Raw genomic sequence first — 13,054 nt, 5'->3', positions numbered from 1 at the left:
AGATGACGCACCGGCTGAATGGGAGCTTCACTGGCACGTCTTTTCTCGTTATGAATCCACCGCAAGTCCGCGCATTGCGGCTTCAGCAGAGACACCGCTAGACTGCAATACGTAGTCATCACAGTGTCTTTAAACGGTAACGAGACGACGCGGGGGCGCATATAACCCCAGTGTGGTATGTATTGAAAGGCGGGAGCCAGTGAAAAACAGAGAGACGGATCGTACTCTGGCGCACGCCATCCAGGCGCTGGGAACCCCGGATTTTGCAGGCGCCTACGCGGCCTTGCTGCGCTGCTATTGCACCTTCGACAACCTGATCATCATCGCCTACAACGGCGAAAAGCGCCCTACGGTGCTGTACCGGGAATACACGGATCCGATCGTGTACCAGCCCATGGACAGCGAATACCTGGGCAGCGCGTACCTGCTGGATCCGTTCTATCACCAGCATCGCAAAGGCGACACCCACGGCATCATCCGGTTACGGGATATCGCCCCGGACCACTTCCGCCGCACCCAGTACTACAAAACCTATTACCAGCAGACCACCCTGCTCGACGAAATGGCCGTGTTCGCCACCGTCTCCGAGACGGTCACGCTCACCGCCTGCCTGGGCCGGGACCGTTCCAGCGGCGCGCCGTTCAGCAAGCGGGAAATCCAGGCGCTGCACGATCATGAAGACACCCTGAGCGCCCTGGCCGAAAAGCATTGGCAGGATTTCGAACCCGGGGACAACCGCCCACACACGCCGGCCCCGCTGGGCGACCGGCTGCGGGAGGCGCTGAAGCGACAGCACGACATCAAGCTGAGCCCCCGTCAGGCGGAGGTGGCGCTGTTCATCCTGCGGGGGCATTCGTCCCTGTCGATCGGCCTGCACCTGGACGTCAGCCCGCAAACCGTGAAGGTGTTCCGCCGCCAGCTCTACGCCAAGTGCGGGATCTCCTCGCAGGCGGAACTCTTCGCCCTGCTCATGCCCCTGTTCGCAAGACTGACCGACGAAACCTGATCAGGGATCGGTCTGGGGATTTCCCCAGGCCAATCGCGCATGGACATCGAGGGTGCGATAGAGGAATTGGATGGCATTGTCTTCCACTGCCTGATCCGTCAGGAAGGTGGCGATGTGCCCACGCCAACGCAGGAGCATCATCTCGGTGGGAACACCCGCCGCGGCCAGGTCCGCCTGGAAGTCGGTAGCGTGATCGACGGGCACGAGACTGTCCCAGGTGCCGTGGTACAGAAAGAACGGCGGCGCGTTGGACGTAATGTGGGTCACCGGCGAGGCCGCGGCGTAGCGATCCGGCACCTCGTTCACGGTGCCGCCGAGGAACTGCTCCACCAGCTTTCCCGATCCGAACTTGCGCAGGTCGCTGGGCGTACCGCCGGACACCACGGCTGCCATTTTCGTGGCCGGGCCACCGTAGGGCGTGTCCAGCTCACCGCCCTGGCTGGCCACCAAGGCCAGCAGACTCACCAGATGCGCACCGGACGAATACCCCCAGCCGGCAATCCTGTCGGTATCCACGGACAGCCGGTCGGCGTTGTCATGGAGCCAATGCATGGCCTGCTGCAGATCGTGAAGCTGGGCGGGAAACTCATAGTCCGGGGCGAAGCGGTATGCCACGTTCATGACCACGAATCCGGCTTCGGCCAGCTTCTCGGCGGTGCTCGTCATATCGTCCCGGGAACGCCCCTGCCAGCCACCACCGTGGACGATCAGGACCGCCGGGTGCCGCCGGTCCGACCGCGGCTGATACACATCGGCCGCCAGCGGCTCGGGCCAGTCGGCGGGGGTAAACACCACGCCCTCCTCCACCGTCCAGTCCAGATCCGCCACCGGCACCGTCTGGTCCGGCGCATTCAGGTGCGTCGCGCAACCACCCAGCAAAACACCCAACAGGGACATTATGACTCCTCGCATTCATCCTCCGCGTCCGTGATCGTCCACCGGCAACCGTGCCCGGTCAGCTTGTAATTACGGGCGTTGGCGGGTGATGGATGCGTGAGATCACCGCAACGACGCGTTGCCGCTGACATCAGACGGCAAACGGGCTACATTGCCGTCATTGGTCACACAGGAGCCTCAAGGATGAGAAACCACCGCTACAGCATCACCCCGATTGCATTAGCCGCGGCCCTGGCCGGCTGCCAGACGCCCGGTGCAGACACCATCCGCCAGTCACTGACGCTTCAAAGCCCGACGGGCGAATCCATGGAGGCCGTGCAGGTCCTCGAGCCGAATCCGGATGGCAGCTACACGCTGGTGACGCTGGAGCCTGAAGCGCAGGTCAACGCGTTCTATGACAGGGCGTGTCAGGCGGACCTCGGTCCAACGGCGCACTATGTGAGGCTGGAGAAAGGGACGACGGTGTTGTCGAAGGGGGCGATCACCGCTTACAGCTGTGAAATCAGCGAACCGCTGGCTCCGGATCAGTAACGTCAGGAAACAGGCCCGGGCCTCGTCGGCGGATCTATCCGGCGGACGCCCGCTTCACCACATACATGCTGGCGTCCGCGCCACGCAGCAGCTGGGCGGCGTCGTCGCCGTCGTCGGGGAATACGGCACTGCCAATGCTGGTGGAGATGGTCAGTGTGTCGCCCCCCAGGCGCATCGGCGCCGCCATGGCCGCACAAATCTTGTCGACCTGTGCCTCGACGGCGTTGGCATCGTGGACGCCGGTGAGCAGCACGGTGAACTCGTCACCGCCCATGCGTGCCACCGTGTCCGACTCCCGGGTACAGGCCATCAGGCGACCGGCCACCTCGCACAAAACCTGATCGCCCGCGTCGTGTCCCATTTTGTCATTGATCTGCTTGAACCCGTTCAGGTCCAGGTACAGCAACGCCAGCTTTTCGCCGGAGCGACGGGCCATCCGCAACGCCGTTTCCAGCCGGTCGTAGAACAGTGTGCGATTGGTCAATCCGGTCAGCGGATCGTGATGGGCCAGGAAACGCAGGTTGTCTTCGGCCTGCTTGCGCTCCATGACCGCCGCCATCTGCGTGGCGATGAACTGCAGCAGGTCCAGGTCATCTGTCGAATAGTGCGCCGCGGGCGATTGGCTCTCGATAATCACGATCCCGAACACCTGATCCCGGGAAACCACCGGCACACCCAGCCAGACGCAGTCACCCGACCGCGCAATGCGATTCAGCCCGACGCCGGGGCGAGACCGATCCCGCGTGGCCAACAGGGCCTGACCGCTGGCGAGTGCATCAGTGACCGCCGAATCCTCCGCCAGCGCCATACTGGCCCAGTCGCTGCCATCACGGCTTGCGCGGGGATAGGACAAGGTGCCCTGATCATCGTCGTACAGGGCGACGTAAAGACGGTCCGTGGCGAGGAAATCACTGAGGATGTGGTCAATCGCTTCACACAGGCTTCGGGCATCCTCGGCCGAATGCGCCGCCTGCGACACCCGGTACAGGATGTCCCGCTTCTGGTCGGCCTCACGCAACGAGGTCACGTCCCGGGCAACGGCGATTCGAACCCGCTCGGCCTCGTACCAGCGCGCTGACCACAGGATGTGCACCGCACGCCCATCCTTGTGCAGGTAGCGGTTCTCGAAATCGATGTGGGGCTGCCCCTCCATCACGCGCCCGGCGGCGTTCAGCGTTCGCTCCCGGTCCTCCGGATGAACGTAGCCGGCGATCGGCGTGCCAACCATCTCCTTCGGCGAGTACCCCAGCAACGGCTGACAGGCGTCACTGACAAAGACAATCAGGCCGTCCTCATCAACCACGAAAACCGGGTCCAGCAGCAGGTGGACCAACTTGGGCGACAGCGATGCGAGATCAACGGACATGCGGCGTTTCAACAACCTGACAGCGATACTTCAGTGTTCAGCATAATCTGTCTTTGCCGGAAACGGCAGTCACGCAAGGCAAAATGGTGAAAAAGGTCGTGTGGGCGGGCGCCAACACCAAGGTCCAGGCAGAACCGGGCAAATCTTGGGGAACCTCATTGGTGGAGTGATCCGGCCGTTCCGGAATCGCCCCCCAACGTGGTTCCATTCCCCGGCAGAATTCCGGCGGGGATGCGGAATGTTATTCGTGGACGTCCATGAACCGACGCGCCCACTCGACGTTCTCGTCGACGGTGGAGTAACGCGTGGACAACTCGCTGGCGGTCAGGGTGCCCTCGGCAATGCCGCGCTGCTCGCGCAGGCAGTCGTACGTGGCCTTGATCGCCGCAAAATAAGCGGCGTGGCCGTTGACGACGATGCGCACGCCGTTGTCCACCAGGCGTTCGCGATCGTTCAGCTCGGGGTTGTCGTAGGTGACCAGCATCAGCGGAACATCGACGTGCTGGCTGATCGCTTCCAGATGCGCGAAATCGCGAATGCCCACCATGCAGATGCCGTCGGCGCCTGCCGCCTCGTACGCTTTGACCCGCTCGATGGTCTCTTCGACGCTGAGCTGGGCCGCGTTGGTGCGCGCAAAGATCGCCATGGCCGGATCGATACGGGCTTCCAGCGCCGCTTCGATCTTGCCGACCGCTTCCTCGACCGGCACCAGATCCGTGGACTTACGGCCGTACTTGGGCGGCAGCAGCGTGTCTTCGATGGTCAGCGCGGCGACACCGGCCCGCTCCAGTTCGGTAATGGTGCGAATCACGTTCAGCGCATTGCCGTAGCCGTGGTCCGCGTCCGCGATAATCGGCAATCTTGCCACCCTCCCGATCCGCGTCGCCTGCTCGGTAAATTCACTTAAGGTGATGAGCGCAAAATCCGGTGCGGCCAATACCTGAAGTGACGCCACAGAGCCACCGAGAATCCCGACTTCAAACCCCAGATCCTCGGCAATGCGGGCCGACATGGGATCGAAGGTCGACGCGGTGTAATAGCACTGGTTGCTTTCCAGCAGCGCACGGAAATCCTTGCGGAGATCGTGTTGGGAGGGTGTTGCCATTCATGTACTCCTTGGTCAGGGTCAACAGCGAATGAGAGGCGATAGGCGTTTGCAGCGTCTGTGAAAGACGCCTTGGGCACGGCGACAGCGAGAAACGGACAGCAAGAAACGTTCCCTGCGGTGCCCGGAAGTGCGTCGAAAAACCCTGCATATCGGATCGGTCAGGATAACGCTACGCCTGCGCCAGAGCAGCACGACAATGGTTTGAGAGCAGCACAAGCCACATGGGGAGATGTACGTATCCCGGCGACATTCGACGCCCATCGCAGCGCAGCGGCCGCGGCTCAAATGCATCACCGATGGGCGGAGCCCGGGCAGAAAGCACTACGACCAGGCGCGGTTCTGCAGAACGACGCGATAGCCATCAATGTCCTCAAACGTCCGGCCGGCCACATCCCAGTACGGGTTGTAGGCATCGACCGACACGAAACCGGCTTCCAGCATTCGCTGGCAATTCGACTCCCAAACCGAAGGCTCCGGCACATAGAACACCAGCAGGTTGTCCCGCGTAGGCGCCCGGCCCACGGTCGTGCCCCGGTGATGGGTAAATTCCAGGTGATAGGCGTGCTCGGGATGACCGAGGATCGCGCCGTCGAAGCCGTCATGGTCACGGAACGAGCCCAATAGCTGGAAACCCAAGCCGGCCACATACATATCGGTAATGGCCTGCAACCGATCGGTTGGCCGGGCCACGCGCAAGACCGCTGACCTGGGAATCATCACCGTTGCCCTCTATTGTTCGCCCGTTTCAAACGTGCAGTGCTTGCCATAGGCCACCACCGTCGGGTTCTCCGTCCCCTGCCCTGCCCGATGCAGGGATACGGACTGGCATCGCCCTTTCAGCGAGGGCGTGTTGTTGTCCCCCATCAGCGACACCATATTGCGGATGACCTGATCCGTGCCCAGCATCGCCTGATTCACCGTGACATCGCCGATCTGTGCATTTTCAGCGATGTAGGCCAGGTACTGGGCACCGTTTGAATCCGTCTTGCCCGACGGCATGGGCTGGGCGGCGGCCGCCGTCACAGTGACGTTGGTCAGCTCGGTGACGTCATCGCCCATCGCCTTCTGCATGGCCGCAACATCGGCACCGGATTGCCCGTCTGACGCATCACCCGGCGGTAGCTGAACCGCCGCCTGACTCACCATCTGCCGGATCTGGGCCTCACTCAGCAACCCATCCGCCTTGAGCACACGACCATCCGCAGCTTTGAACACGGTCACCGGCGTGTAGCCGCCCAGGGTGTTGATCCAATACGGACGCAGTTCTTCCTGCAGGGATTTCGCCGGGAAGTCGGCAAACGCCGAAGGCACCGGATAACCGCCTTTGTGCGCCTGATTGTCGTAATGCTCGGCGTTCTCCCGCAACGCGGCCGTCGAGTCCTTCGCTCCCAGAATCGCCATCGCCCGACCGGCGCTGTCCTTGCCCAGGTAGGCAATCGGCACCCAGCGCACCGGTGTGTCCGGCGCCGTCGCTTCCCAGCGCTTGAAGAGTTTGGCGCCGTAGGGCGAGTTGGCATCGAACACCACCTGGATACTGGCCGATACCGTGCCATCGCCGCCCACCTGCACGCCCAGCGCGTCGGAAATCTTCTGCCAGGCGTCGTCCGGCGCCGGCTTGAAAGCATCGGCGGCCTGGGCCGAGAGCGAGAAAGCAAAAAGGGATACACACAGGGCCCAATATCCGTATCGACTGGTCATCGTTGCTGTCCTTGTTGGCGACGCGCGATCGCGCCCGTCAAGCGGCCTGGCCGCGGGGTTGGAATGCTTTATTCAAGATGAGGGTGAGCGGGTTCTCAAGGTTGGGGGTTGAGGTGGGTGAAGTCCCACCTGTGACACCGATTCAACGGTTGTCTTTCCTGTGTGTGCGGGATGGCAGCGTCCGCATCATCGCCTTGGCCGGATGTTCGGTCCATTCCGGGTGCGCCTTACGCAGCTCGCGGACAGCCTTCAGCGTTCTCAACACGTTGCCTGGCGTCGGTATACGGGGCGTAAACGCCAACTCCCAGCGAATGCCATTGGGGTCCAGGAAAAACACGGCAAAATAGCCCGGCGCATAAATGGGATATTCCGCTGGCTGATCGGTGACCTCTACGCCCTCTGGGATCAGAAAATCCTCATAAAACTGCCGCACCTCTTTTCGGCTGCGGGCCCACAGGGCAATGTGGTGGATGCCCACTTGGTGTGCCGTGTGATCCAGCGTCCGGTCCTCGTCGGCCGGCTGTATCCCGATGTAGCTGTGGGGCATCGGGAAACGGGCCATGTAGTAGGTCGAGGTGTAGCCGACGTTCAGCGTCCAGAAACTCTTGTAGCCCAACCAGCCGAACATCCGGTCGTAGAACCGGACCGATGATTCGTAGTTCGGTACTGAAAATTCAACGTGGTGGACGCCTCTGAATCGCATGTCGATGGCCTATTTCATCCAGCGTGACGAAGGAAACCGGACAACCCGGCAATACGGTTTACTCACTTACCCTGCCCCTTCCGGGATGTATGGTAATTACCAGCCTTTTGTCGGGACACCATGTTGCTTGAGGTAGTCGGCATTCTCTTCAAGGTATCGCTTCGTGGCCGCGCGATAATCGTCGGGATCGCCCTCGATTTCGTTCGCCTTCATTCGGGCGACTTCAATCTCGTTGCCGATTTGGTTCTGGATCCAGACGACTATTGTTCCGCCGGGGGCCAGGCCTAAGGTCATGATATCTCTTGGACGTTCAAAAGTGCCCAAACTGGTTTTATAGCTTGCCGGCTCCAGCATCCTGTCTTGAAGATTTTTGGGCAGGGAAAACAAACGCTGGTAGTGCTTTTGTTCTGCCAGGGAAAACCACTGGATGGCGATATAGTCTGGGAATGGCGTTAGCGAACCACCGGGTCCTCGAGGGCCATGGGCTCCTTTCCAGCAGCATCCAACCTTCCGGAGCGGGATTTGCCAGTGGCGCACTCCCGAAGCCTCCAATTCAAAGTTCTCGACCACCACGTCATAGTGTTCCGGGCTGGCGACCGAAACCATGGCATCCAAATCATGCTCAGGCGCTGATGCGCAGCCGGAAAGTAGTGCTATTAAAGTCGTGCATATAATTCGAATGGCTCTCATTGCTAGGCATTCCGGTCGTTGGGATGAATTATGCGCTGGCGATTAGAAGTGGGACGTAACGGAGCAATGGATTCGCTAAATGGCATCTCCATTCTAAAGCTGCTGGAAAAACTTATTGGGTTGTAATTATCCGAGTGGTGAATGAGCAGGAATTATTCAAAAGCTATAGTGATGACAAACGGGGGATATGGTGACTACCAGCCTGTTGTCGAGACACCGTGTTTCTTGAGGTAGTCGCCGTTTGCTTCGAGGTATCGCTTCGTGGCCGCGCGATAATCGTCGGGATCACCTTCGATTTCATTCGCCTGCATGCGGGCGACTTCGATCTCATTGCCGATTTGGTTCTGAATCCACACGACAATTGTTCCGCCGGGGGCCAGGCCTATGGTCAGAATGTCTCTTGGGCCTGAGAACTCCCCCTTACTCGTGATGTATTTAGCCTCTTCCTGCATTTGGCTCTTAAGATCTTCAGGCATCGGAAACGCCTTTTTATAGGCTTTTCCCTCAGCCAGTGAATACCATTGCACGCCAACATACCGTGGTATACGGCTTGCCGGTCCACCTTTGCCTCGCGGCCCCTTGCTCCCTTTCCAGCAGCACCCGACATTGCCCGCGGAAAAATCTTGCGAATACCCTTCTGACGATATGAGCTTAAATTTTTCTACGATAACGTCGTAGTGTTCGGGGGCACCAACCCCAACATGCCAGGTTTCCGGATTTTTGGATTGAGTTGCGCATCCCTCCATTGCAAAGCATGCCGCTAATAAAGCAATCAAGAATGCCTTCGCCTTCATTCCATGTTCTCCGGTTGGTTAGGGTGAACGATCCTGATTCGGTTATCCGCAGGCTTGAAGGGGTACAACGGCAGAAGAAAGGAAATGCTTGTTTTCACCAGCAAACACCTTCTCTCGTAGCTGCTGAGAAACTTCTGCTAGCTCTCCGGATATTTTATGGCCGTCGCGATCTGGAATTGGGCGGTGACTAGCATGGAATATGGTAACTACCAGCCTGTTGTCGGGATACCATGCTTTTTGAGGTAGTCATCATTTTCTTTGAGATAGCTTTGAGTTCTGGTTTTATACCAGGATGCGTCACCCTTAATTGGATTGGCTTGCATCCTGGCAACCTCGATCTCGCTACCGGGCTGGTTCATTATCCAGAGTACGATTTCCCCTCCGGGTGCTAAACCGATGACAAGCTGGTCTCTGGGGCCCATCGAAGTGCCCGTACTGGTTTTTTCCTCAACTTTTCGACTCATTAAATCGGGCAGATTTTCAGGCAATTCGATCAAGCGTTGGTAGAATTTTTGTTCTGCGAATGAAAACCACTGAATGCCAATAATATTTGGGAAAGGTGACATTCTGCCCCCGGTTCCCAGCGGCCCATTCGGTCCTTTCCAGCAACATTCGACATTCCCCATTGGCATACGCCAGTGTCGAGTACCAGACTTCTCAAATTCCAAATGTTCGACCCAAACTTTGTAGTGTTGAGGCGCGACAACTGAGAAATACCAGGACTGATCGTTGTCATGGGAAGGCGTGGCGCAGCCCGTTAATGCCAAAGTGATTGAGAAAAATAATGTTAGAAGTATTCCCCGCCTCATGAGTACTCCGCTTTGTTGGGATGGACTATACGAACACGATCGCTGGTTGGCATAAAGGGCAGGAACATGTCCCAAGGTACTTCAAGATCTGTTGTGATTCCGCCTAGCATGAACTCTACAGTATTAAAATTATCGGAGTGATGGATATAACGTTGCTTTAAAAGAGATAAGTCGCCAGTTTGGAGTGTGGGATTGCTTGTACCTGCTGCCACTTGCTTGGAGACTGATTGATGGATAGCTAAGAGTTCGTTGGGCAGGCTGAAGGCAGGATCTTCGTCATCGATTTCATCAAGCATCACGCCCGCTTCAGAAGCTAAGGCATGCATTAGACGGAGTGGTATTCCTGAATATTCTCCTCGTAGTCGCCTTTTCATCTCCAATTTTAGAGTGACACGGCCATACGGTGCGGGTTCAGAGTCAAATGTCTTGGTGATCTCCAGCGAAGGTAGGTCCTCTCCAGGGCTTTGTATGCTGTTCTCTCCTACCCAGCCACCGTTCTGCGTGTCGTGCAGCAACGCTTCTAGGTTGTCCCAGTCCATTGTTTGCTCGGGATTTTCCGTCCGGCTGTCTGCGATTACCCGTTTTCGTGCGAGTAATACATGCTCATCTTGGACCTTGTGGTAACCGCCTCCAATGTCTGAATGCACACCAGTTAAAGCGATCTCCCGGAAATTGGGAGGTAAGGTGCCGTCAGGATTTGAGAGACTATTAAGAGCGAAGTTTTTCCTGCATTCATCGGCTGCTGTAATGTGGACTGCGCTAGCAACAGAGTCTGGGTCTAGAAACACATTGACGGGATCAGTTTCGTTATTTGCGGCGCTAAAATCGCCTTCTAAAATATTCACGATGCCTGCGACGGTATCGAATAAACCGGCAAAGCGTATCGAGACGCCCTTCGGCCAAACGACGCCTTGCTGTTGAAGTGACTTGGCAAACAAACCATCTTCGCCTTTTGCAATTTCTGAGGCTGCATGTCTGGCTGCAGCAGACCCTCTACTGAAGCCAAATAAGTCTACTGTGAGCTGGCGCAACGGCTTGCCGGAAGCCGTTCTTGCTATTGCTGACGCCGTGTCCTTGAATGCTGCTTTTACCTGCTCCAATATCCCGGACGAACCTAATCCTGTTGCCGAGCTCCATAGTGAGTCGTCTTCACCGTTGGTCGTGCCTACGCCATTTTTATATACCCGAAGGGTGTGGGTAATATGATTAGTAGTCTCTTCTCGTTGGGTTCTGTATAGATCAAACAGCTTTGAAACATTAGTTCTTGCATTTGAATAACTTGCGCCCATTTTTAGGGCGAGGTGATGCCTGCATCTATCAGGATCTAATTTGTCTCGCGTGTCTGTTGATGAACACGCTTTGTTTAGCTTTGACAAGAACTCTTTGACATTGGATGCGTCGTTTAGTGTCCCGTCCAGAAAAATCCCCACCTCAATGTGCAACTCCTTCTGAACTCGCTCATCGTCTGACGTGTCGCCAGCCGCTGCCCCCAAAGGCGCTACACCCGCAGCCGCCCCCACCGGCAACGAAAGATTCTTCTGCGAGTCCCGCTGAACCCGCTCTCGTTCGGCGGCCCGCTGCTCCCGGAGATCACTGTCGAATGAATCCGCCGACAAATGCCCCACGCTACCGGGTCCCAGGCGTTCGACTTGCTCCGGCGTGATCTGCCAGTCGTTCATGCGAGCAACCCAGGAAGCGAGGTTCAGGCCGTGGACGTCTTTCACGACTTTCCAGCGACCCGGCAGAACGCCATCTTGCTCCCAGGCGATTAATGGGCTGAAGGGCGGGGTATCGGTGGTGCCTTTGACCAGGACCAGGGAGCCGTCCCGCAACTTGCCTTTGAGTCGATCCATTCGCTCGCTGTCAGATCGATAGGGGCTACCGATGAAATCGTCAGCCAAGTCGAGCGCCCTGTGCAGGCTGGGGCTGGCAATACCGGTGTCGAGTGGAAGATTGCTCGGGGCAAACGTTGGCGATTCAATACGGAGGAGATCCCTGAGTTCGAGATCCCGGGGGCGTTTAATCTGCATGTCCATTCCCTTGGGTGCTGAGTCAGCGCAAATCCGTTGCGCGAAATCCTGCCTGTACTGGTGAACCGATCCTCGGTCGGGCAGGAATCACGGCAAGGTAATAAAATCGGGAATCGTGTGCAAATGCATTGAATGACGTCGGTCAGCCCGTGTTTATGACCGGTGGAAAGTCCTGTTCACTCACCCTTCCACCGGCATCGCAAACAGCACGATCAGGCACAGAACCAACGCCTGTGCGCCGTACGACATCATCAGAAACTGACGCCGACGCCCCGTGGCCACCTTGGCCGCCAGCACCGCCGCGGAGATGGCCTGCAGCATGTAGTAGAACGCAAAGGCACGGGACGCGAGCGCAACCACTTCAAAGATATTGCTGTTCCAGATCAGTGCCACTGCAAAGATGGCGATCAGGAGGTAGCTGACCCGCGCGGGCAGGCGGCCCCGGGATTCTTCTTCGGCGACGCCGCCGGCTCCAATGGTATCGGCAATGGCCGCACTGAACTGACTCATGGCGGCGGCCACCACCAGCATGAGCGGCAGCACCAGGGTGATATCCCGGGACAGGTCGATGATGGCCGTTTCGTTCGGTGAACCGCCGGCAAACTGCCCCATCAGCGGCATCGACAACGCGACAAACACCACATAGATCACGCCTGCCAGAACCTGCGCGAACAACATGGAGCGGCTGCGCAGCGCCGCCTTGTAGGTGGAGGCCAGATACTTCGAGGTTTCGAATCCCTGCACAATCAGCAGCATGCCGGCTAACTGGCGGAGCGCTTCCCACACGCTGGTTGCCGGTAACGGAAGTTCCGACAGGTCATAACCATGGCTGCCGTCGTTGTAGATCAGCCCCGCCAGCAACGAGGCGATAATGGCCAACTTGATGGTGACCGAATACTCCTCCAACCGTTCCAACCCATGCAGCCCTCGCCGCCAGCCATAGAGCCCGATGAACAGCAGCACGCCCGTCGCCAGCACATCGGCATTGAACGGCGAGTAGACGTCCACTCCCGTCAGCACAAAACCGCACATCAGGCGGATGTAGAAGGTAATCGAGATCACATAGGCAAACGCCAGCGAGATATCGGACAGGCGCTCCAGCATCGGCGCGGTGGTCTTCGCCGATGAGCCGACCGGTTCGTTATGCAGGATGGTGAAGCGCACGGCGCCGCCGATCCACAGGGACAGCAGGACAATCCCGATAATGGCGAAGACGGATAGCGGACCTGTGACGCCTGCCAGCAGTGGCACCACCACGAGGAAGCCACTACCGATGATGGACGCCAATGGCGTGACGGTGGCTCGCCAGAAAGGCGCATCACGGACACTACGCCGAAGCATGATGAAGGCGATGGCCACCGAGAACGCGATCAGGAAGGCGTCCAGGAGGGAAAAGTTTTCTGCAGTCATGAACAAGTCTCA

Annotated in this window: 13 protein-coding genes; 2 read left to right on the top strand and 11 right to left on the bottom strand. The window is 58.3% G+C overall.

All coding sequences use genetic code 11. From position 1 onward, the window contains the following. Positions 1-199: 199 nt before the first annotated feature. On the top strand, positions 200-1,006 hold the full coding sequence (locus JL474_RS14720; protein WP_123636683.1) for a helix-turn-helix transcriptional regulator: 807 nt from the start codon (positions 200-202) through the stop codon (positions 1,004-1,006). Here JL474_RS14720 and JL474_RS14715 read toward each other — a convergent pair whose 3' ends face one another. Beyond that, the gene (locus JL474_RS14715; protein WP_236012270.1) at positions 1,007-1,918 is read right to left on the bottom strand and encodes an alpha/beta hydrolase; all 912 of its coding nucleotides are present in this window, start codon (positions 1,916-1,918) and stop codon (positions 1,007-1,009) included. Positions 1,919-2,086: 168 nt separating this feature from the next. On the opposite strand from JL474_RS14715, the gene JL474_RS14710 reads away from it, so the two are divergent. Further along, on the top strand, positions 2,087-2,434 hold the full coding sequence (locus tag JL474_RS14710) for a hypothetical protein (RefSeq protein WP_203142642.1): 348 nt from the start codon (positions 2,087-2,089) through the stop codon (positions 2,432-2,434). Between the two features lie 34 nt (positions 2,435-2,468). On the opposite strand, the gene JL474_RS14705 is transcribed toward JL474_RS14710, so the two are convergent. From JL474_RS14705 to JL474_RS14660, 10 genes are all read right to left on the bottom strand, one after another. Continuing rightward, positions 2,469-3,800 (bottom strand): diguanylate cyclase domain-containing protein, encoded by a 1,332-nt coding sequence (locus JL474_RS14705; RefSeq protein WP_203142641.1) that lies wholly within the window; start codon positions 3,798-3,800, stop codon positions 2,469-2,471. 241 nt (positions 3,801-4,041) lie between these two features. Further along, positions 4,042-4,905 (bottom strand): isocitrate lyase/PEP mutase family protein, encoded by an 864-nt coding sequence (locus JL474_RS14700; RefSeq protein WP_123636679.1) that lies wholly within the window; start codon positions 4,903-4,905, stop codon positions 4,042-4,044. A 324-nt stretch (positions 4,906-5,229) separates the two neighbouring features. Continuing rightward, the gene (locus tag JL474_RS14695) at positions 5,230-5,625 is read right to left on the bottom strand and encodes a VOC family protein (protein WP_203142640.1); all 396 of its coding nucleotides are present in this window, start codon (positions 5,623-5,625) and stop codon (positions 5,230-5,232) included. Positions 5,626-5,637: 12 nt separating this feature from the next. Beyond that, on the bottom strand, positions 5,638-6,606 hold the full coding sequence (locus JL474_RS14690) for a hypothetical protein (protein WP_203142639.1): 969 nt from the start codon (positions 6,604-6,606) through the stop codon (positions 5,638-5,640). A gap of 142 nt (positions 6,607-6,748) precedes the next feature. Then, entirely contained in the window at positions 6,749-7,309 is a 561-nt protein-coding gene (locus JL474_RS14685) for a VOC family protein (protein ID WP_203142638.1), read from the bottom strand. A 96-nt stretch (positions 7,310-7,405) separates the two neighbouring features. Beyond that, entirely contained in the window at positions 7,406-7,999 is a 594-nt protein-coding gene (locus JL474_RS14680; protein ID WP_203142637.1) for a DUF2931 family protein, read from the bottom strand. Between the two features lie 194 nt (positions 8,000-8,193). Then, positions 8,194-8,793, bottom strand: a complete 600-nt coding sequence (locus JL474_RS14675) for a DUF2931 family protein (RefSeq protein ID WP_203142636.1) — start codon at positions 8,791-8,793, stop codon at positions 8,194-8,196. A gap of 206 nt (positions 8,794-8,999) precedes the next feature. Beyond that, positions 9,000-9,602: a DUF2931 family protein gene (locus JL474_RS14670; protein WP_203142635.1), complete on the bottom strand. Its 603-nt coding sequence runs from the start codon at positions 9,600-9,602 to the stop codon at positions 9,000-9,002. Then, positions 9,599-11,632: a T6SS phospholipase effector Tle1-like catalytic domain-containing protein gene (locus JL474_RS14665; RefSeq protein WP_203142634.1), complete on the bottom strand. Its 2,034-nt coding sequence runs from the start codon at positions 11,630-11,632 to the stop codon at positions 9,599-9,601. The genes JL474_RS14670 and JL474_RS14665 overlap by 4 nt, the downstream gene beginning before the upstream one ends. Before the next feature lie 180 nt (positions 11,633-11,812). After that, entirely contained in the window at positions 11,813-13,042 is a 1,230-nt protein-coding gene (locus JL474_RS14660) for an APC family permease (RefSeq protein ID WP_203142633.1), read from the bottom strand. Between the last annotated feature and the right edge of the window lie 12 nt (positions 13,043-13,054).

Source organism: Marinobacter mangrovi, from assembly GCF_016798325.1.
GTDB lineage: Bacteria > Pseudomonadota > Gammaproteobacteria > Pseudomonadales > Oleiphilaceae > Marinobacter_A > Marinobacter_A mangrovi.
The sequence above is the reverse complement of the archived record's forward strand: the minus strand, read 5'-3'. Positions and strand labels throughout refer to the sequence as shown.